The following is a 20,370-nucleotide window of genomic DNA, read 5'->3' as shown; positions in this document are numbered from 1 at the left end:
CCCAGAGTGACGATTGCGCCCGCGCTATAGCGTGTGCCCGCAAGCTTCTTGCGCTCCTGGATCAATGGAACGTCAAGCGCGGATTTGATCCGCCTGTCCGGGTGGGGATCGGCATCCACACGGGTGAAGTGTATTGCGGGCTTGTCGGGGACGACCGCCGGCTCGAGTTCACAGTGCTTGGCGACGCTGTCAACGTTGCTGCCAAGATTGAACAGGCCACCAAGCGGTTTAGTAGCGCGCTGCTGGCCTCTGAGGCCGTGGTGATACAGGCGGGACAACAACGCACATGGGGGGAAGTCGGCCGAGAACCGCTGGGAGGGCGTGGCGAGCATCTGGCGATCTTTGCCTACACCGGCACGAAGCCTAGCGGATAGAGCGCGAGGCTGATGACGAGCTTAACTCGGCAACTGGGGGCAGACCCTCCTGCGAGTGCCCCGCCGAAGGTCACCGCTTCCGCCAGCACTCACCGCCACTCGAGGATGTGGACCGAACTGCCGGTCGCCCTCTTAGCGCGATGCCGGCGCTCCAAGACCTTTTCGCCTGTCACATTTTTGCATGTCGAGAAGATGCTGGAGCAGCCCCCGGTGTCGACGCGCAACCAGTCGGATCTCCGTTGCCTCCGTCGCTCACCGCGTTGGGAAAGGTTCACATGGCTCAATTCTCAATGGAAATTATGCGCCTAACCGGCTCAGTTCTGCGTGGAAATCAACACTCAGACAGGCACAATGCAACCTTCAGGGTCCCGTGGCGGGCCATCTGTTCGGCCAGATTCGCCCGCACCGTCGTCGACGCGGTCATGAGGGAGACAGCTAACCAGGCATGCAATGGCATGCCTCAGGATTTTATGGAGCGCAGCAGATGACCAGGCGCATCACAATTGTCCAGGGCCATCCGGACCCAGCCGGGCAGCACCTCCTGCACGCCATGGCTGACGCTTATGCCGATGCTGCCACGGCAGCGGGACATCAGGTGCGCCGCATAGAGGTGGCCAAGCTCGAGTTCCCGCTGTTGCGAACCCAGGAGGATTTCGAGACCGGGGCATTGCCACCCGGCCTGGAGCAATCGCGGGAGGATATGCGCTGGGCAGAACACTGGGTCTTTCTGTTTCCTCTTTGGCATGGAACGATGCCCGCCCTGCTCAAGGGCTTTCTCGAGCACATCTTCAGGCCGGGCTTTGCGATGGAATACAAGAAGGGCGGCTTTCCGAAGCGGCTTCTTGCCGGGCGCTCCGCCCGCATAATCGTCACCATGGGAATGCCGGTGCTTCTTTACCGGTGGTATTTCGGCGCATATGGCGTGCGCAGTTTCGAGCGTAGCATGCTGGGCTTCGCCGGAATCAAGCCTATTCGCGAGAACTTCTATGGCCTCTCGTTTGCCGACGAGAAGAAACGCTCTCGCTGGATCAAGGACATGCGCGATTACGGCAGACGGGCCGGCTGATCGCTCCAGCGTCAAGCACGTTAGTTTCTTTTCGCTCATTCCTGCTGGTGTCAGATAGAAAAGCCGCCTGCTGCGCAGAAGAGCGGTCTCGGTCTTCCCAGCTCAGAAACCGGTGGCAGCATGAACGCCGCCGCGCTCTCAGCGCGTCTCTCGCTCGCGCCAAGTCGCTCGGATGCGGCACGAGCAGATCGGCCCGACGTGGCTCCACGTCGCGCTCGCGCATCCGAGTTTGAGCTTAATCAAGGAGTTTCTGTGCCCTCGGACCATAATGCTGCGTATTGAGGCTTCGAGCACGGTATGGTGGCTCGGCTCGTATCTGGGAGGACGAAAAATGCCGTTGAAATTGGCCAGTGGAATGATGAAAACGTCGGGTGACGAGGCGCTTCTGATCATGGAAAGAGACCGCGGAGGCGACGAAATCGTTCTTGTCACCAAAGAAGCGCTGCTCGACATCGCCGATCCGCCGCTTTGCAACGAGTGCCGCCTGCAGGAATATGTCGCCGTCTTCAGCGACATCGCATCCAAGAAGTTTGATGGTGGGGAGCTCACGTTCGACGGGCGCGTCGCGATAACCGCAACTGATGTGTCTGCCTGGAAGGCTCATCACCCGGACGCGGCTTGAGATGTACTCATGGCAACATAGCGGCGACACGAGATGCGTCAGTAGCGTAAGAGGATGCCGCAGCAAATGAATCGAACACGCGGTCTACAATGTGGCGTTGCCGTTGCTTTCGTTCTGATTGTCTTTGGCGAGAGCGTCGCGGCCGATCGACACCGCGGTCGTGGCATCGCCCAACGCTGGTGCAGCGAGTGTCACGTCGTTGCACCAGGACAACTGCACGGCTCTGATACTGTCCCGACGTTCGCACAAATTGGTGAATCGGAGCAGTTTGACGAGGCAGGACTCTCAGCTTTCTTGGCTGCACCTCACCACTCCCGGATGCCCAATCTGTCGCTGACACGTTCCGAGATTGCCGATCTCGTCGCGTACATCAAGGCGAAACGACCTTAGTTGATGCTGGCCCGGCCGAGGAGAACGACGTCCGAGCCGAGAACGTAGTGTGAGCGCAATGTCTGAAATCAACTATCTCTGGCCGCTGACCGGCGGCCTCCTGATCGGCATATCGGCTGGCCTATACCTTCTGCTGAACGGAAGGATAGCCGGGATTTCCGGTCTCGCGGCCGCGGCAGCCGGCTTGACCCATGACGGCGACAGCAGGTTGGGACTGGGTTTCTTCGCCGGCATCATCGCAGGCGCGTGGCTGGCGGCCGCCCTCGTCCGCCAACCCGACATCGCTATCACTTCTTCGCCAGCACTGCTGATTGCCGCCGGACTCATCGTTGGCTATGGCACCCGACTCGGATCTGGTTGTACGAGCGGCCACGGCGTTTGCGGGCTTGCCCGTTTGTCGCCGCGTTCGCTTGCCGCCACAGCAATCTTCATGGCCGTTGCGGGCGCGACGGTCTTCGTCACGCGTCATCTCCTTGGAGTGCATCCATAAGGGTCCGCATGTTAGCATCGATCGTCTGCGGGCTCATCTTCGGGGCAGGCCTGGTGATCTCCGACATGATCAATCCCGGACGTGTGCTGGCGTTCCTCGATGTCGCCGGTAGCTGGGACCCGTCGCTGGCCTTTGTCATGGGTGGCGCACTGCTCCCTTCTGCCTTGGCTTACATCATCCGCAGTCGCCGCTCGGCGCCCTTGCTCGACAGCCGCTTCTATGTGCCGGCGAATACATCGATCGATTGGAAACTGGTGGCTGGCGAGGCCTCGTTCGGATTCGGCTGGGGGCTGGTGGGGTTCTGCCCCGGCCCCGCTATCGCTGCATTGTCGACGGGGCGGCGGGAGGCCGTTCTGTTCGTTGCGGCCATGCTGGTCGGCATGTCGGCTTACCGCTTATCACGCGGCCAGCGCCTTCCGAACTATCGCTTTTGATGAGGCGCTGATGATCCGCCTCGCCTGCGCTGGTGCCGGTATCACCTTCGGCATGGAGTCGCGCATGGATCGAGCAGATAGCAAAGGCGTGCTCCAGACTGACAGCCGCAACAATCGGTCCGAGCTTCCGTCAGAATACGTCACTGACGCGCGGATCGAGCGCCGTGTCGAGGCATTTTTCCGGCCGGGTAAGGCCGCCACCGCTGGGGCGACACGCAGCGGGTGAGCGCTTCCCCCGCAGTCATTCAACTCAGGACGCCGATCAGCCATTCTGGCGGCGCACCGCAATTCCTTGACCCGCATCAAGAAAAAGCGCCGAGGAACTGTCAGAGTAATTGACGTTATGATTTGCTCAGCGGGCTTCCTTGACAACAAAATTTGAGGCTGGAATGCGGTGGGGTACGCGCAACCCGAACCCGGAATTCGGGGAACATGGAGTAGGGTATCGCGATGCGAACAGCGATCGTCGTCGTCATTGTCTTCACCATTGCAGCGGTTCCGGCGGTACAGGCGCAAGACATTCAGCAAGGGCGAGAGTTCGCGCTTGAGGTCTGTGCAGCCTGTCACGCCGTCCTCGCGGGCCAAACTCAATCCCCCGTTGCGGAAGCGCCCAGCTTCGAAGGGTCGCCTTGACACCGGGAATGACCGCAGCGGCACTTAACGTTTGGCTCACAGCCCAGGACCATCCGACCATGCCGAACATCGTACTATCGGAGACCGATGTTCAGGATGTGTCGGCCTATATTCTGAGCTTGGGGGAATAGAGACTTCTCGCATTTGACGCAGCCAGACCGGAGCCGGTTTCAGGATTGCGGCGTCGTGGCCCTGGAACATTTTATTCTTAAAATGTTCTCGTTGGTGACCAGTCAATGTCAGTTTTCGGACTCCAATCCGGTCCTTCGTACGACCCGGTCGAACGTCGGCGCCAGTCGTTCAGTAATGGAGAATCTACGCCAAGTGCAACAGGCCGGATTACAGGGTCGGGGATCAGCCACATTCACGCAAATGGGCGATGAACACTTCGGCCGGTGTTTTGTAGCCGAGGCATTTGCGTGGCTGCGCATTTCAGGCAGTGGGCGAAGGTCGACGAGCTGTTGCTGGGTGATGTTGGATAGGTCGGTGTCGCCAGGCAGGAAGCGGCGGATTCACCGACGGGCCGAGATGCAAGCACCGATAGGGAGTACTGTTCGCGCTCGCGTGCTCGACATTTAAGCCGAGGGGCGCGCCGACTGATCCCCTTTCTTCGCCGAGCTCCAGTGATCGCTACGCCTGGCTCAACGGTCCCTATCTCCGGCCATGAAACTCCCCTTCCTCCAAGCGAATTCGCTCGATAAGGTCGGCGACTGGCAAGAGATCGGGTGCGCCCGCAAGCGCCCGCGCCATGGCGGAGTTCTCGGGGTCGCGGCAGCCAAAATTGAAGCTGAGGCGATCGGCGCGAGATCCATCTTCCCAGGTCACGGACACGGACGGATGATCCGTCGCCATCCGCTTGCAACGGGGATGGCCAACGGTGATTTCTTCGGTGCCAATCGGGCGAAAAGGCGCACAAAGAGGCCCTTCCCGTCGGCATCCACCTTGAAACGATAAACGGGGCATGTCCCGAGGCATGGCCCGCGCTCGACCGTAATACTGCGGACCGGAGCCTGCGCACCCGAGGGCGTCGTCGTAAAGGCTGTTGCCCCTACGACAACGAGCCCGATTGCTGTTATCTTCATCACGCGGCCATCCATCACACCGACGTCAAGTTCGCCAACCGCTTGGCCGCCACGATATGCCACCTCGTCATTTTGATCTACGCAGACACGCCGCTTTTATCAACCAAGACAACAATTTCGTCGTGATCCACTGCTTTCCATGCGGTTCTTTGGGCTTGAAGTGAAGGAGATCAGGTTGTCTGAAATGACGCTGGCGACGCTTTCCAACATTCCGACAGTCGAAGCATGCCGCCAAGCTTTTCTTGCGGGCGTACCTCAAAGCGATGCGGTTGATGCTACGGTCGAACACCGGTCTCCTCGAAGTCCTGAAAGGCGCACCGACGAGTTGCTGCACAACTCGGCTATCTGGCGAGGAGTGGCGACCGCGGTCGCAAAAGAGGTAGTGTACGGACATGAAATGTTCCAAGTGTGCGCCCCCCCCAATGGTTATAGAACGTCGTCATATGGATGCAGGAGGACGAAATGAACCCGTCAACGCTCGCGGCAATGGGTTGCGCGCTTGTCGCCCTGTCCCTCGCCGCACCAGCTCACGCAATCGTGCCATCCGATCCGCCGGGGACCTACGAGCGCAATGACGAGAGCGGCGGCGCCGGTAGCATTGAGCTCGAACGGATCGGGACCGAGTGGCGAGTGACCGTTGTTGTTGGTGGTGTTCCATCCGGCCCCGACAGCGCCACAACCGCAGCGGATTGCGGTTTCATCGTCCAAGGAGATTTCTCCGGAAATGATTTCCGCGGGCGGGTCGTCACGGTCGGATTTTTGCCTGGCCTTGACGAAGGTACACCGGCTGAACCTGGGCTCAGCTTCGCATTCTCGCGAAAAGGCGAGATCATAACCGTTAAGAATGCCGATTCGGGGCTGTGCAACGCCGGCATCCTGGGCGGTCATATCATTAATGGAAATTATATCCGGACTTATCAAAAGTGATTTTGCCAGTGTCCCGACAGAAAAGTTGCCGCACAATTGCCCGGAAGAAAAGATCTCAATCAAACGAGCCATCGCATGTTTTCAGCGCGACCCAGGCAGCAGCGCTGTTCGAGCTCCTAGATGGTGTAACGGGCGGAGCCCAGCCAGCGAGGTTTGAAAGGCTGGTGGTCGTCCCTCACAATGATGGTGTAGCGGAGTCAGGAATGGCCGCATCGTGCCGATCAGTTGCGGAAAGCGCCAGAAGCCATAGGATAACGATTACAATCGCGCCAGACAGGCTTTGCGGACGGGTCTGCCGGAGATCTGCCTCCACACGATATTCGGCCATCAAGTCGCCTGGAATGAGCCTGATCGCAAGCGCGATTCCCAAGGGACAATCAGGAGGTCATCAACGCAACCGAGGATCGGCACAAAGTTCGGGATCAGGTCAGGTGGGCTCAGCGCGTAGGCAGCAACAGCTGCCGCAGCGGCTTTGGCATACCACGGAGTTCGGGGGTCGCGAGCGGCTATCCAAAGCGCAACGGCGTCCCGTTTTAGGGCCTTCGCCCAAGCTTTCATTCGCTGCAGTCTTGTACCCATGCGGCAAGTTTGCATGTCGAAGAAGCGTCCGCAACGGGGTGGAACGCAGCTGTCAGTATTTATAGCCACCCGAAATACACAGCCGCAGAAAGGCCCAGCTGCAGGAGGGCTAAAATGATCACGAAAATCACAAAACCGCGATTCAGAACGATCAATGGTGCGCCTCCATGCCGAGACACCTCGAACCGCAAATGAACTTAGGGGTTCTGAGCTTTCGCTCACTGCCGCCTCTCGCTCAGTTTGATCCGGATCAAAGCCTAACGCCGTTTATCGCCGATACTGTCGGCCAACGGAGGTGATGTCATGGCACACAAACAGGTTCTTTTCCGTTCAGCTGCGCGAGAGAAAATTCTTAAGGGCACTACTCAGCTCGCCGACGCGGTGCGCGTGACGCTCGGACCCCGGTCGAAGGCGGTTCTGATTGAAAGGAAGTGGGGAACGCCGGTCGTTTGCAACGATGGCGTGACCATCGCAAAGGAGTTCGATCTCAAGGATCCGGAGGAGAACCTTGGCGCTCGCATGCTAAGGCAGGCGGCGGAAAAGACGGGCGAGATTGTCGGCGACGGGACGAGCACGTCGACGGTTCTCGCTCAAGCAATATTCTCCGATGGTTTGCGAAACGTCGTTGCCGGTGCGAGTGCGATCGACATCAAGCGCGGCCTTGATCGTGGCCTTGCATGCGCTGTCGCCCGGCTCAGGGAAAACAGCAAGCCAGTCACCGGAAAGCTTGAGAAGGTCCAGGTGGCAACGATTTCCGCTCACAATGACGCAGCGATCGGCGCTCTGATCGGCGACGCGATGGAAAAGGTCGGAGACGAAGGCGTCATCACGGTCGAAGAATCCAAGACAACGGAAACCGTACTCGATGTCGTCGAGGGAATGCAATTCGACCGTGGATTTATCTCACCGTATTTCGTAACCGACAGCGAACGGATGGAAATCGTTCTGGAGGAGGCAGCAATCCTTCTTGTCGATCGCAAACTGAACGCGCTCAACGATTGTGTCGGCCTGCTTGAGGCGGTGGCGAAAGCCAACATGCCGTTACTCGTCGTTGCCGAAGACGTCGAGGGCGAGGCCCTGGCGACGCTTATCGTCAATCAAATCCGCGGAACGCTGCACAACTGTGCCGTCAAGACTCCAGGCTTCGGAGACCGCCGTAAAGCGATGTTGCAGGACATCGCGATCCTTTCGGGAGGGCAGGTCCTGTCTGAAGACCTTGGCATCAAGCTCGAGACGGTGACCTTGGAGCAGCTCGGCCATGCAGCACGGGTAGTGATCACGAAGGAGACCACAACCATTATCGGCGGCGCGGGCGACAAGAACGCAATTGCCGCGCGCGTGGAGCAGCTTCGCCGCGAGATTGCAGAGACTAAGAGCGATTACGACAAGGAAAAACTTCAGGAGCGCNGCGCGCGTGGAGCAGCTTCGCCGCGAGATTGCAGAGACTAAGAGCGATTACGACAAGGAAAAACTTCAGGAGCGCCTCGCGAAGCTCTCCGGTGGCGTGGCGGTCGTCAAGGTCGGCGCTGCCACCGAGGCGGAGATGAAGACGAAGAAGGAAGCGCTCGACGACGCCATCAGTGCGACCAAAGCTGCGGTGGCCGAAGGTATTCTGCCAGGAGGCGGGATCGGGTTGTTGCGCTGCTCTGATGCGCTCACGCAGGAAGAGGCCCAATGCGAAGGGGACGAACGAACCGGCGTGCAAATCCTCAAACGCGCGCTCGAAGTTCCGATCCGCCAGATAGCCGACAACTCATCGATCGACGGCGGCGTCGTGGTCGCGAAGGTCCTCGAGGGCAGCGGCAACCTTGGCTACGATGCCGACAGGAAGATCTACACTGACATGTTTGCTGCAGGCATCGTCGATCCGACCAAGGTCGTTCGCGTCGCGCTTGAAAATGCGGTCTCCGTTGCAAGCGTGCTGCTACTAACGGAAGCGACGATGACGGAAATACCCGAAGAACCAAAGAACCACCCCGTTCANCCGTTGCAAGCGTGCTGCTACTAACGGAAGCGACGATGACGGAAATACCCGAAGAACCAAAGAACCACCCCGTTCATCAGGAAATGGGGCTTTAGTCCAGGCGATAGCCGGGACGAGCAGAGCAGCGGATCGTAACCATAGCCGCAAGCCTTCTGCCGGTCTCCCCGACCGCCACGAGGACGCAGGAGATAGGAAAACAGGTTTCTCGCGACGCGCGTCCTGCCGACCCAATGGAAACGAAGCGCCAGGCGCGGCGGTATCCATTTCGGATCGATGGCGACCAGGCGCCGCTGACCCGAAAGAAACAGCAAGGCGTCCGCACGCATGTCCGGGGTGAACCGCTTGCCGAACCAGCCGAGTTTTTCCAGCACACCGTCGAACGGATGTCCGGCCGGGATGCCGTGCCCTTTCCATAGCCCGACGAGTTCGCACGGCTCGATCAATGGCAGGCTTCGGAACGCCTCAAGCACTGTCTGCTGTTCTTTCACCGGATGAATTGTCCTCATCTTTGCGCTCTCTCGTGCATCGCCTGGACTTTGCGTCGCGCCGGGCGATCCGCAACTCCTCCAGCGTCGGTATCCACCAGCCGCGATCCAGTTCGCGCTGTTCCGGTGGCGTTCGTGCCGGCCAGGTCGTCACCAGTTCTTCCAGCAAGCCCGATCGCCAGGATGCCCAGACATATTCCTCGCTTTCCGACGGGGGAAGTAAAACGTGCTAACCGTCGCCGGGTCGGCAAGCTCGCCGTCCGTGCCGGTGAAGAAGACGACCCCGACATGCGTGCTGATTGCACGTTCAAAGGGCGGGGCATCACTGCTGGGAACCGGGTAGCGCTTCCGCCGCCGCTCCCTTGCCCTCGCCTTGTATGCTTCGTCCCGCTCGGTCCCCTTGATCGCCTCGCGCCGTGCCCGCCGTGCTTCCGGCTCGCTTCGTTCGGCCGCCGCCTCAATCGCCGGCCAGCGCTGCCGCAGTTCCTCAAATGAGCGGTAGGGCACGGTCCAGACGCGGCGACCCGCGTCCCAGCGAGCATGCGGGATTTCCCGGATCTCGTCGATAACGGTCCGGGAATAGGGCGTCTGGATCTGGAGGGCTGCCGGTGCCGCCTCAAGGTAGCGGCTTTCGATCGGCTCGAAGGCAAAGGCATCCCTGCCCTTCTCGTCGGCGAATCTGTCGGCTTCAGCCTCCATCTCGGCCAGCCAGCGGCCGATGCACTTCTCGGCGGTACGGCTGGGCACGAACCAGGCATTCAGGCGGTCGCTCCATCGCGCACGGGGAAACGCTTCCCGAAACCGCGCGACCGTTATCCGGTCGTGCGGCAGGTCGGTCGTTGCACCCTCACGCGGACTTGGGTCGGATGTGTCCTTCTCTTCCATGTCCATGTCACATCGCCTGATAGCAACGCTTCAGAGATCCCGCTGCCCGCCTTGATTTCCCGAGGCGCTTGATCGCCTGCTCAAGCGGGCGCTCGCCATCGCAATAGTCCTGCCAGGCCGAACTCTTCGCAATCAGTGCTGGCACGGTCCGCACGTTAAATCGCCTCGGGTCGAGGTCGGATCTCACCTGAGTCCAGGTGAGCGGCATCGACACAGTCGCGCCGGGCCGCGCGCGCGGCGACAGCGGCGCGACGGCCGTCGCCATGCGATCGTTGCGGAGATAATCGAGGAAGATCCTGCCGCCCCTCAGGCTCTTGGTCATCTTGATAAGATAGAGGTCGGGATTGTCGCGGACCATCTGCTGACAGACGTCATGTGCAAAGCCCTTCGCCTCAGCCCAAGCGAGAGGCTTGCGCTTGTTGACGGCAAGCGGCGTGACGACATGCAGCCCTTTGCCGCCCGCTGTTCGTCGTGGAACACGACGGCGATACCGTAAGGCGCCGCCGAGTTCACCGGCTTGATATAGCCTTAGTTATGGCGATGGCTCCCTTCAGCCTTAGGCAGCGGCAATTGAAGCCGTCATCGGCTCAACCCATTCCCAGCTGTGAATTCAGATGATCGGCCAGCCTGATCGCAAAGGCCAGGATCATTAAAGTGGGATTCGCATGGCCGCTGGTTGGAAACACCGATCCGCCGGCAAGATAGAGATTATGCACGCCGTGAACTTGGCAATTTCGGTCGACAACGCCTGTCTTCGCGTCGGCCGACATGCGCGTCGTACCGAGCGTGTGTGCCATGTCGATGATGACGATGTCCTGTGGCCGCCGTTCAATTGCCCAGTTTTCAAGCACGGGGGCTGGAAGGCCAGCGCTCGATAGGGCTGCACGTGAGAGCTCGGCAATTCTAAGAAGTGTCCTGCGCTCTGCATCGTTAATCCGCCATTCGATTTTGGCGAGCGGGACCCCAAAGCGGTCCTTCCGGGAACTGAGACTGATCCGGCTGTCGGGGTTCGGAATCTGCTCGCAGATCGCCTCGATCCGCGAGCCAGTCAGCTTGTGGGGGAGGCCCTGACTCTCAAATTCATCGGCGACCAGATTCGGGGACAAGCTGATCGCTGTGTTGATCACAAGGTCTTTGAAAACCTTGGGCGTCCGGTCATCCGAAAGGATCTTCATTCCGATGCCCCTGATGACGAGTCCAGAGCCAGCCGCAACTGAACGCAGGTCGCGCCAGAGATTCGCATCGCGCCAGACCAAAAGCCGTTTCAATGCATCCCATGGATCGTCGGGCGCGCGCTCGGTGGCGAAATAGATGGCCGCGTTGAGCAACTGCTCGCGCTCCTGAATTTCAGGGGTCAGCGCCAAGCCATGCATGAACATGTGCGCGCGGCCTTTGTGATGAACGCCGAAGAAGCCGAAGAGCTTGGTCAGCACAGCCATTTGGTCGGTCGCAATGCGGCCGATACGGGCGCCGGGATGATCCATAAGATATCGCCCGACGACGTCCTGGTGATTGCCAATTCCATTCGAATGCACATCGTTGGATGCCAGCAGCAATCTGGCATTTTCAATTCCACTTGCGGCCATCGCGCACAGCCTGGCTTCGATGCGCACGTACTTGCCTTCGATGCTTGTGACATCGAGGTGCGAGAAACGCGATCCATCCGCGCTCAGACCAACACGTGTTACTGTCGCATTCAGAAGAACATGCACGTTGTCCGGCCGCTGGGCCGTGAATTCTCTCCCGAAGCGCATAATGTCCAGCCGATCCACGCGTGAGCGGGCAAACTGCCAATAGAAGGAATGGAGCCCCCCTTCATCAAAATGATTCGGCGGCTCCCTGGGACTGAGGTTCAGCACCTCCATTGCGCGCAGGAGATAAGTATCCATTTGCTCGCGATTAACCGGCCAGCCGGAATTGGGAACCCACGGACGCGCCTTGAAGTCCATGGGATCGAAAGGTGCCGATTTGCCGGCCCATGCATGCGTCGACCCGCCAAGGGCCCGGCAGCGAACACCGAATGGCTGTGTTCCATTCGACCAGAATTTTGCTTGCGGGCTGTGAAATTCGATGCGCTTGCGGATTTGTGCCTCCGACTGAAGCTCGCCGATGTTCTCGACCTCGTTGAGCGCCGAATGCTCGGGATTTTCGAGTTCAAGCCCACTTTCGACGACGAGCACTTTTCTGCCAGCCCGCGCGCATTGCGCTGCGATCGTCAGCCCCGTCGGACCGGCTCCCACAATTACGAGGTCCGCCACGATGGTCGAATTGTCGTCAAACTCGGACAGTTGCGCAATTTTCATGTTCCGCCGTTCCGGTCTTGTCGCAAGCGCTGAGCACGACGGCTTTCGCCTCCTATAATGGATATGGCTCTGTCACTTTAACCCGCGCTAGGTCGCAAGCTGCATCATATTGCGGTCAATCGCAGCAAGAGACAGGACGCATGTTTCCAACGTGGAAACATATTGCTTGAGTTCTGCTGCCATTCATTGATCTCGCGCAATAATAGACCTGATAAGGAGGGTTCATAGCGATCCGGGCTGTGACAAAGTGAGGTAGCTTTCAATCAACTATTCTGGAGAGGCCGAACATACTCGCTGCGGATGAACGATCTGAAGGCGCAGGTCGGCCGCGAACTCGATTCGGCTGGAGCTGCTGTCGCTGGTGGCCCGGAAGGCGCGATTAAGTGCGCTGGTGCAGTCAGGGATAGGCTGGCAAACGCGCAAGCCGTCAACGCTGACCGCTTCATCTCATCCTCCTGCGGGGGCAACAACGACCGGGTTGCGGTGGCAAACTCCGATCATCCCCGATGTGCGTAGGCTAGCCATTCATTTACCCTCGCCGGCCGGCAGCATGGCTTTAGAATGCCCCGGCGTGAAGTTCGTCCAAGGCGCGGCTGAGATCGTCGATGGGCGAGTGGCCTGCCATCTTCTTTCCTTCGAGCTCCTTCGGCATTTTCCAGCCTGGATCGACCCCCTCCATATTGGGAAGCTCGTGTGCGATACCCTTGTGGCAGTCGATGCAGGTTGCCCTGCCAGACAAGAGATAACGGGTGTGGATTTCCGCAGCGCGCTGCGTCTGCTTCTGCAGATCCATCGCAACCGATGAATGACAATTCCGGCATTCGAGGCTGTCATTGGCTCTCAAGCGTGCCCATTCATGTTGGGCCAGTTCGAGGCGCTTTTCCAGAAACTTCGGCCGTGTGTTGATCGTCCCGAAGATCTTGCCCCATACCTCCTTGGAGGCCTGCATCTTACGGGCGATCTTGTCTGTCCATTGATGCGGGACGTGGCAATCCGGACAGGACGCCCGAACGCCGGAACGATTGGAGAAATGAATGGTACGGGTGAGCTCTTGATAAACATTGTCACGCATTTCGTGACAGGAGGTGCAGAACTTCTCCGTGTTGGTCAGTTCCAGCGCCGTGTTGAACGCGCCCCAGAAGATGACCCCGCCGATGAAGCCTCCCAGCGTCAGGAAGCCGAGACTGAGGGTTGCGGCAGGCGTGCTCAATAACCGCCAGGCCCAAAGACCGACTTTTTTGATCCAGGCGATCATCGCATTACTCGCTTCCGGCTGGTTTAAAGCCCATTTCACTCATGTCCTTGAAGCGATTGGGCACGAGAGGCCCGGTATCGGCCTGTGGTACGTGACAGGCGGTGCAGAAGTATCGCCTCGGTGAAACGTCCGCGAGCATCTGGCTGTGGCGGGTCATGTAATGGGTTACGCTGATCATTGGCGCGCCGGAATCCTGCGTGAACTCGCGCTTGTGGCACGACAGGCAACGGTTGGCGTTCACCGATAGCTCGTAGCCTTCGATCGAGTGCGGGATGACCGGCGGCTGATCCGGGTAAGCGCGCATCTTGCGCTGGTCATCGACGATCCACTTCGGCAACGGTTCGGCGGCGCCGGTTTCCATCGAGGGCGTCGGCCCTTCGAGTTGCGGCACCATCTGCTGAACCACCTGAGCGATCGCCGTCGTCGTGACAAACATTACAAGTCCTGCCACGACCAGCGTCCATTTTTGCCGTCTTCTCACAAGGCGACGGGAGCGATCTTGACTGCGCATTTCTTGAAATCCGTCTGTTTGGAGATGGGATCGGTTGCGTCGAGTGTAACCTTGTTGATGAGTTGGCTGGCGTCGAACCACGGCACGAAGATGACACCCGTTGGCATGCGGTTACGCCCGCGTGTTTCGATGCGCGAGCGGATTTCGCCGCGCCTGGAGACGATCCTGACTTCGGCTCCCTGATTGATGCCGCGCTTGCGGGCATCGTCCGCGTTCATGAAACAGCGAGCGCCGGGGAATGCTTTGTAGAGTTCCGGCACGCGCATGGTCATCGAGCCGGAATGCCAATGCTCGAGAACCCTGCCCGTCACCAGCCAGAAATCATATTCTTCGTCGGGAGATTCGGCCGGCGGCTCGTAGGGAACGGTGAGGATCACGGCCTTGCCGTCCGGGCGCCCGTAGAAGCGCACCCCCTCGCCCGGCTTCACATACGGATCGTAACCCTCGCGGTAGCGCCACCTGGTTTCCTGCCCGTTGACCACGGGCCAACGCAATCCACGTTCCTGGTGATACCGGTCGTAAGGAGCCAGATCGTGACCGTGTCCGCGTCCGAATGAGGCGTACTCTTCGAATAATCCTTTCTGGATGTAGAAGCCGAATTCCCTGGCTTCGTTGTTTTCGTAGTTCGGGTCGATCTCGCTCAGTGGGAAGCGGTCAACCTGGCCGTTCTTGAACAGGACGTCGAAAAGGGTCTTGCTGCGATAGTCGGGGTGCTTGTCCAATATCTCCTTCGGCCAGACCTCGTCGGTCGTGAACCGCTTCGAAAACTCCGTTAGTTGCCAGAGATCGGACCGCGCCTCACCCGGAGCCTGGACGAGTTGATGCCAGACATGTGTCCTTCGCTCGGCGTTGCCATATGCTCCCTCCTTTTCGACCCACATGGCAGCGGGAAGGATGAGATCGGCCGACATGGCCGTGATCGTCGGATAGGCGTCGGAAACGACGATGAAGTTGTCGGGATTGCGGTAACCCTGGTAGGTCTCATTCTTGGTATTGGGTGCTGCCTGGACATTGTTGTTGACCTGCACCCAGTAGAAATTCAGCTTGCCGTCTTTGAGCATGCGGTCTTGCTGAACCGCATGATAGCCCGGCTTGTCGGGAAGCAGGCCTTCGGGGAGCTTCCACAGCTCTTCGGCGTGATGCCGATGCTCCGGATTGGTGACAACCATGTCGGCTGGCAGGCGGTGCGCGAAAGTCCCAACCTCTCGCGCCGTTCCACAGGCTGACGGCTGGCCGGTCAACGAGAACGGGCTGTTTCCCGGCTCCGAGATTTTTCCAGTCAGCAGATGCAGATTGTAGACCATCTGATTGGCCCACACGCCACGGACATGCTGGTTAAAGCCCATGGTCCAGAGTGACATGACCTTCCGGTTCGGATCAGCATAAAGTTCGGCGAGTTCTTCAAGGAAACCAGGATCGACGCCTGTCAGTTCAGCAGTCTTTTCCAGCGTGTAATCGGAAACGAACGTCTTGAATGCCTCGAAATCAATCGGCTCCATCTTTGTCGGATCACCCGCATTGACAGCCTTGAGTTCCAGCGGGTCCTCGGGGCGCAGGCCGTAGCCGATGTTATCCACGCCCTTCATGAAGGTCGTGTGGTTCCGGACGAATTCCTCGTTGACCTTGCCGCTCGTGATGATGTGGTTGGCGATATAGTTGAGGATAGCGAGATCAGTGCCGGGCGTGAAGATGATCGGAATGTCGGCAAGGTCCATGCTCCGATGCGTGAATGTCGAAAGAACGGCGACGCGCACATGCGGCTGCCCGAGGCGGCGGTCGGCGACGCGCGTCCAGAGAATCGGATGCATCTCCGCCATGTTCGAGCCCCAGAGCACGAAGGCATCGGCGTGTTCGAAATCGTCATAGCATCCCATCGGCTCGTCCATGCCGAAGGTGCGCATGAAGGCGTAGGCTGCGGACGCCATGCAGTGCCGGGCGTTCGGATCGAGATTGTTGGAGCGGAAGCCCGCCCGCATCAGTTTGGTAGCCGCATAGCCCTCGAAGATCGTCCATTGGCCGGAGCCGAACATGCCGACTGCGGTCGGGCCCTTCTCCTTCAGCACCCTTTTGCACTGCTCGGCCATCACGTCGAAAGCCTCGTCCCAACTGACAGGCTCGAACTCACCGTCCTTGGCGTAGACGCCGTTGCGCTTGCGCAGCAGCGGCGTTTTCAGCCGGTCCTCGCCGTACATGATCTTCGACAGGAAATAGCCTTTGATGCAGTTTAGGCCACGGTTGACCTCCGCTTGCGTGTCGCCGTGCGTGGCAACCACCTGTCCCCCCTTGACGCCGACCATGACGCCGCAGCCTGTTCCGCAGAAACGGCAAGGTGCCTTCGACCACTTTATCTCCAGTGCGCTGACGCCGCCCGGCACCGGTTGAGCGACAGCAGGAAGCGCGATGCCGGCCGCGGTAGCGGCAATGCCGGCTGCCTGGGCCTTGAGAATGTCACGTCGCGTCAGATCTCCCGTCATGGCTCTGCCTCTCCTCCATCTCGACATGCTCGAACACCATGTTCGCCGCGATCACTCCCTCCAGAAGCGAAATTCGCGACAGGCATTCACCGAGCATGCCCGTACTTGTTCCCTCGATGACGACGACGATCTTGCCGCCGGCATGACCGTGGACTTCGACGTTTCCCATCCCTGCTAACACGGCAAGCACGTCCTCCGTGCGGGCCGGCAGTGTGGCGATCACGGCGCTTGAAATGTGATAGGGGGCTGCGGGCTCAGACAACGGCGGCCTCCACCTCACGTGCCCGAAGAGCGATCGCGCCCACGGGACAGACCTGCAGGCACGCGCCACACCCGCTGCACATGCCTTCGTTCAGCTCTGGAAGAAACGGAGCGCCGATGCGCGGGCGAAAGCGAATGGCTTGCTCGGGACAGCTTTCGCCGCAGGACTGGCAGGCGATGTCTTTCCTCGCCAGGCAGCCATCGGTGACGACCGCCACATGCGGAAAGCGCTCCGCCGTCTCCGGCTGGAAAAAGGGTTCCGGACAGGCCGCCTTGCACGCTCCGCAAAACGTGCATTCGCCCAATGTGAAATCAATGGAAGGCAACCCGTCGACGAGACGGATTATACCGGTGGGACAGCGCTCGGCACATTTCCCGCACCCGGTGCAGGCTTCGAGACTTTCGGCGGATGCGCCGGGCGGACGGATGCCGACACCCCTGGCGGCAGGACGGCCCATGAAAAACTGGCGGCGGGAGAGAGGCTCCGGGCGCATGACAACCCTCAATGCGTTGTAGGCGGGCCGGGCGGCCCGAATACGATCTGGAACATCCACACGAGGAAGCCGTAGCCGCCAACCACGCCGACCGCGACCAGCGGCCAGATGCCGAACGCCAGGACGAGGAACGTCAGAAACTCATTGCGCCGCCGGGAGCGAGCGTCGATCGCAAGGGGCCGATTGGGAGACGGATCTGACACAGCGGCACCTCCTCAACTGCAATCACGCTATCAAGACGGACGGGAAAATAAACCCAGAAGCGAGAAGTTTTGATGACCACTCCGGGGATATGAGCAGGTTTGCGCCTGCGGCAAGTGCTGTCGCCCTGCGAATTTGGTCTGGTTCGTATTCTGGTCCCAAGTCGGCACGCTTTCCAGGCAGCGAGACCGTGAGGCGCCCGTTCGCCAGATCCAGCGCTGCGACTTCCTCGTTGAGGCCAACAACATTGCTCGGCGGCACAGGCAAGCCCACATCGCCACGGCGATCGGTGTGCAATATTCCGCAACCGACGAAGGGAGCGGAAACAGATAGTCGCCGGCCTCATAGAAAACCGTTTTGTCCGATTTGCAGTCATAGAGGTACCTCTCCTTTGCTACCAAGCGAACTCTCCCGGACAAGCACCAATTTCGGCATCGCCGGAAATACGCCTCCGGCCGTCCTCAAGCGACTGCAGGTGCGGGTTTGGGTTTCCGCTGGAGCGGCTCAACGCTGGCGGCGGCCTTCAGCCCGCCAAGGCAGAGCCTCCCGCAGCCTTCCGCTACTGCCGCATGAATGCCTGCATCTCCTCGGGCGTGACCTTGCCGTCCTTGTTTGCATCGACCTTGTCGAAGACCCGCTTGTGGATCGCTGTTACTTCCTCGAAGGAAAGCGCGCCGTCGCCATCGGCATCAGCGATGGCGAACATGATCTTCATCATATGACCACGCATTGGTCCCATGGGCATTCCGCCCATCATGTCGGACGGCATCATATCTCGGCCCATCATGCCAGGCATCATCCCGCGTGGCATCGTCCCCGATCCTCCCGGCTGGATCGCCTCGCCCTGGCCTGCCCCGTTGTCCGTCTTGGGATGATGAGGATCTTGCGTCTGCGCGGAAGCGATACCACCGCCGGTGGCTGCTATGGCGGCCAGCAGGGCCATGGTTGACAGTTTGATCAGTGACATTGGATGTCTCCCTTCTTTGAAGTTGTCCTCCAGGCCGGTGGAGGCTGGGATTAGAAATATGACGAACACCGAGTTGAGGCATTGCGTTGCGTCAAACACCGCCCCGGCTTCTTCGCTCCTTCACCACGCAGACGTCGAGCCGACTCCGGGCCATTCGCCAGGCCACGATGGGCGTTGCCGCAGCAGCGGCCGAAACATTCAGCTCTTCTTTAGGCACGTCGGCCGGAGGCGCCTCACACCGAGTCACCCAGCCTGCAAATTGCACTATTATCGTGGTATGCTGCGAACCGCCTTGGACGGCATGTCAGCGCCGTAACGTTATCCCAACCCGGAATGTGCGAACATGAAGCAGGATATCGCGATGCGAGCAGCCATCATCGCAGTCATTGCCGGCACCAGTGCAACGGTTCCTGCTGTACAGGCACAAGATATTCAGCATGGGCGTCGGCTCGCGCTTGAAGTCTGCGCAACCTGCCATGCCGTCCTCGCGAACCAAACCCGATCCCCTGTTGCCGAGGCGCCCAGCTTTGAAGCCGTGGCTGTGACACCGGGAATGACAGCCATGGCACTTAACGTTTGGCTCACGGCCCAAAGTCATCCGACCATGCCGAACATAATCCTCTCGCAGACCGATGTTCAGGACGTTTCAACCTATATTCTAAGCTTAGCGGAATAGAGACTTCCCCATTTGACGGAACCGTAAGCTGACACGAAGCGGAGCGCCGGCACCATGCAGGCGAACCGGAGCAACTGCGGCGTAAACCCTCGACTATTTTCTTAAAGCGGCCGGCGGCCTCATCCTCGAAAGACACCTGCAAAGCGGCCGCCGGCACTGCTCTTGAGAATGCGAGCAAATGGGCGTGGACCCGTTCCCGGACCCGGATGCTGTGCAGCGGTGACAGGTGTGATGCGTCGGCCTTTTTTCGGAACACCGTCCATACCAAAGGCTTTATCGCGGAAGCATGTTGATTATTGTCTCGAGCAGCTGGGAAAGCTAAGCTCGGGCCACACTTTAAAAGTTTTTAGATTGGACCCAAATGGCAGACGACATCGAACGCTCACTGGCTGGGCAAGCATCGAAGCTTCGGGCAATTTTGCAGTCAGCGCTTGACGCCATCATTACGATTGATAGCCGCGGCTCCATAACTACCGTCAACCCGGCTGTTCGGCTATGAGCAGTCTGAATTCCTCGGCCGTAATGTCAATTTCCTGATGCCGGAGCCTTATCATCGGGAGCACGATGGGTATATCAACAACTATCTTGCCACCGGACCTTGCAAAATCATCGGGATAGGCCGCGAGGTGACCGGGCGTCGCCGCGACGGCAGCACCTTTCCGATGCATCTGGCCGTCAGTGAATTTCAGATCGACGGTGAACGGCATTTCACCGGTATCATTCACGACCTGTCGGCGCACAAGGCAACCGAGCGGGCCTTGCGCCAAGCCCAGAAGATGGAGGCCATGGGACAGCTGACCGGCGGTATCGCCCACGACTTCAACAATCTCTTGACGGTGATCGTCGGCAATCTGGAGATGCTCGAGGCTCGGCTAACGACGATAGACCAGCGCGAACTGGCACAAGAAGCGCTGGATGCGGCCGAACTGGGCGCTCGCCCGACCTCTCGACTTCTGGCATTTGCCCGCCGCAGTCATCTTGAACCTGAGGTCGTCAATCTGAATACCTTCGTTCTCGGCCTTTCGGAAATGCTCCATCGCACACTTGGCGAGACGGTCTTGCTCAGCACGAGTCTTGCCGCTGACCTTTGGCCCGCCAGGGTAGATCCATCACAAGTCGAAAGTGCCATCGTTAATCTTGCCGTCAATGCAAGAGATGCCATGCCCAATGGCGGGCGGCTCGTGGTCGAAACCCAAAACGCCCGGATCGACGAGCATTTCGCGGTTGAGCTTGAGGGCCTCACCCCCGGTGATTATGTCCGGCTTTCTGTCTCCGAT

General features: G+C 59.5%; 19 protein-coding genes and 7 pseudogenes. 11 read left to right on the top strand and 15 right to left on the bottom strand.

Annotation, left to right across the window (positions count from 1 at the left end):
* From BN1800_RS37900 to BN1800_RS37870, 6 genes are all read left to right on the top strand, one after another.
* A partial coding sequence (locus BN1800_RS37900) for an adenylate/guanylate cyclase domain-containing protein (RefSeq protein WP_143534244.1) occupies window positions 1–374 on the top strand: 374 nt, incomplete at its 5' end.
* 484 nt (window positions 375–858) lie between these two features.
* Window positions 859–1,440: an NAD(P)H-dependent oxidoreductase gene (locus tag BN1800_RS37895; RefSeq protein WP_087005877.1), complete on the top strand. Its 582-nt coding sequence runs from the start codon at window positions 859–861 to the stop codon at window positions 1,438–1,440.
* Between the two features lie 331 nt (window positions 1,441–1,771).
* On the top strand, window positions 1,772–2,062 hold the full coding sequence (locus BN1800_RS37890; RefSeq protein ID WP_087005857.1) for a hypothetical protein: 291 nt from the start codon (window positions 1,772–1,774) through the stop codon (window positions 2,060–2,062).
* A 448-nt stretch (window positions 2,063–2,510) separates the two neighbouring features.
* Entirely contained in the window at window positions 2,511–2,942 is a 432-nt protein-coding gene (locus BN1800_RS37880) for a YeeE/YedE family protein (RefSeq protein WP_087005854.1), read from the top strand.
* Window positions 2,939–3,376 (top strand): YeeE/YedE family protein, encoded by a 438-nt coding sequence (locus BN1800_RS37875; protein ID WP_087005871.1) that lies wholly within the window; start codon window positions 2,939–2,941, stop codon window positions 3,374–3,376. The genes BN1800_RS37880 and BN1800_RS37875 overlap by 4 nt, the downstream gene beginning before the upstream one ends.
* Before the next feature lie 10 nt (window positions 3,377–3,386).
* Complete coding sequence (locus BN1800_RS37870; protein WP_087005851.1) at window positions 3,387–3,602, top strand: hypothetical protein; 216 nt, start codon at window positions 3,387–3,389, stop codon at window positions 3,600–3,602.
* A gap of 761 nt (window positions 3,603–4,363) precedes the next feature.
* Here the strand turns inward: BN1800_RS37870 and BN1800_RS43190 are convergent.
* Together BN1800_RS43190 and BN1800_RS41850 are read right to left on the bottom strand one after the other, a co-directional pair.
* Window positions 4,364–4,521, bottom strand: a pseudogene (locus BN1800_RS43190) (IS30 family transposase); the annotation flags it as partial.
* Window positions 4,522–4,830: 309 nt separating this feature from the next.
* Complete coding sequence (locus BN1800_RS41850; RefSeq protein WP_244564797.1) at window positions 4,831–5,091, bottom strand: DUF6438 domain-containing protein; 261 nt, start codon at window positions 5,089–5,091, stop codon at window positions 4,831–4,833.
* 462 nt (window positions 5,092–5,553) lie between these two features.
* Here BN1800_RS41850 and BN1800_RS37855 point away from each other — a divergent pair, with 462 nt between their 5' ends.
* Entirely contained in the window at window positions 5,554–6,018 is a 465-nt protein-coding gene (locus BN1800_RS37855) for a hypothetical protein (protein ID WP_087005846.1), read from the top strand.
* 175 nt (window positions 6,019–6,193) lie between these two features.
* On the opposite strand, the pseudogene BN1800_RS37850 reads toward BN1800_RS37855, so the two are convergent.
* Window positions 6,194–6,597, bottom strand: a pseudogene (locus tag BN1800_RS37850) (YkvA family protein).
* Between the two features lie 303 nt (window positions 6,598–6,900).
* Here BN1800_RS37850 and BN1800_RS37845 point away from each other — a divergent pair.
* Window positions 6,901–8,605, top strand: a pseudogene (locus tag BN1800_RS37845) (chaperonin GroEL).
* On the opposite strand, the gene BN1800_RS37840 reads toward BN1800_RS37845, so the two are convergent.
* From BN1800_RS37840 to BN1800_RS37785, 12 genes and pseudogenes are all read right to left on the bottom strand, one after another.
* A complete protein-coding gene (locus BN1800_RS37840) occupies window positions 8,602–9,078 on the bottom strand; it encodes a GXWXG domain-containing protein (RefSeq protein ID WP_087005868.1) in 477 nt (158 codons plus the stop codon). The pseudogene BN1800_RS37845 and the gene BN1800_RS37840 overlap by 4 nt on opposite strands.
* Window positions 9,044–9,957, bottom strand: a pseudogene (locus BN1800_RS37835) (hypothetical protein). The gene BN1800_RS37840 and the pseudogene BN1800_RS37835 overlap by 35 nt, the downstream one beginning before the upstream one ends.
* A gap of 1 nt (window position 9,958) precedes the next feature.
* Window positions 9,959–10,420, bottom strand: a pseudogene (gene ligD, locus BN1800_RS37830) (non-homologous end-joining DNA ligase LigD); the annotation flags it as partial.
* A 118-nt stretch (window positions 10,421–10,538) separates the two neighbouring features.
* Complete coding sequence (locus BN1800_RS37825) at window positions 10,539–11,900, bottom strand: GMC oxidoreductase (RefSeq protein ID WP_244564796.1); 1,362 nt, start codon at window positions 11,898–11,900, stop codon at window positions 10,539–10,541.
* 222 nt (window positions 11,901–12,122) lie between these two features.
* A pseudogene (locus BN1800_RS43185) lies at window positions 12,123–12,254 on the bottom strand (NAD(P)-binding protein); the annotation flags it as partial.
* A 556-nt stretch (window positions 12,255–12,810) separates the two neighbouring features.
* The gene (locus tag BN1800_RS37815; protein ID WP_087005865.1) at window positions 12,811–13,506 is read right to left on the bottom strand and encodes a NapC/NirT family cytochrome c; all 696 of its coding nucleotides are present in this window, start codon (window positions 13,504–13,506) and stop codon (window positions 12,811–12,813) included.
* A 7-nt stretch (window positions 13,507–13,513) separates the two neighbouring features.
* Window positions 13,514–14,020 (bottom strand): nitrate reductase cytochrome c-type subunit, encoded by a 507-nt coding sequence (locus tag BN1800_RS37810; RefSeq protein WP_087005838.1) that lies wholly within the window; start codon window positions 14,018–14,020, stop codon window positions 13,514–13,516.
* Window positions 13,987–16,494 carry a periplasmic nitrate reductase subunit alpha gene (gene napA / locus BN1800_RS37805; RefSeq protein ID WP_087005835.1) on the bottom strand — a complete coding sequence of 836 codons (2,508 nt, stop codon included), beginning with the start codon at window positions 16,492–16,494 and terminating at the stop codon, window positions 13,987–13,989. The genes BN1800_RS37810 and napA overlap by 34 nt, the downstream gene beginning before the upstream one ends.
* A complete protein-coding gene (locus BN1800_RS37800) occupies window positions 16,469–16,756 on the bottom strand; it encodes a chaperone NapD (RefSeq protein ID WP_087005832.1) in 288 nt (95 codons plus the stop codon). Before BN1800_RS37800 ends, napA begins: the two co-directional genes overlap by 26 nt.
* Window positions 16,749–17,249, bottom strand: a complete 501-nt coding sequence (napF, locus tag BN1800_RS37795; protein ID WP_087005829.1) for a ferredoxin-type protein NapF — start codon at window positions 17,247–17,249, stop codon at window positions 16,749–16,751. The genes BN1800_RS37800 and napF overlap by 8 nt, the downstream gene beginning before the upstream one ends.
* An 8-nt stretch (window positions 17,250–17,257) precedes the next feature.
* Complete coding sequence (gene napE, locus BN1800_RS37790; protein WP_179214004.1) at window positions 17,258–17,452, bottom strand: periplasmic nitrate reductase, NapE protein; 195 nt, start codon at window positions 17,450–17,452, stop codon at window positions 17,258–17,260.
* Between the two features lie 557 nt (window positions 17,453–18,009).
* Window positions 18,010–18,417, bottom strand: coding sequence for an EF-hand domain-containing protein (locus BN1800_RS37785; protein ID WP_087005825.1), 408 nt, complete (start codon window positions 18,415–18,417; stop codon window positions 18,010–18,012).
* Window positions 18,418–18,760: 343 nt separating this feature from the next.
* On the opposite strand from BN1800_RS37785, the gene BN1800_RS37780 reads away from it, so the two are divergent.
* From BN1800_RS37780 to BN1800_RS37775, 3 genes and pseudogenes are all read left to right on the top strand, one after another.
* Window positions 18,761–19,093 carry a c-type cytochrome gene (locus BN1800_RS37780; RefSeq protein ID WP_244564795.1) on the top strand — a complete coding sequence of 111 codons (333 nt, stop codon included), beginning with the start codon at window positions 18,761–18,763 and terminating at the stop codon, window positions 19,091–19,093.
* 350 nt (window positions 19,094–19,443) lie between these two features.
* A pseudogene (locus BN1800_RS43180) lies at window positions 19,444–19,815 on the top strand (PAS domain S-box protein); the annotation flags it as partial.
* Window positions 19,816–19,869: 54 nt separating this feature from the next.
* The coding region (locus BN1800_RS37775) for a histidine kinase dimerization/phospho-acceptor domain-containing protein (RefSeq protein WP_342210324.1) at window positions 19,870–20,370 on the top strand (501 nt) is incomplete at its 3' end.

The sequence above is a fragment of the Rhizobium sullae genome, from assembly GCF_900169785.1.
Taxonomy (GTDB): domain Bacteria; phylum Pseudomonadota; class Alphaproteobacteria; order Rhizobiales; family Rhizobiaceae; genus Rhizobium; species Rhizobium sullae.
This window is presented reverse-complemented; position numbering and strand designations above follow the sequence as displayed.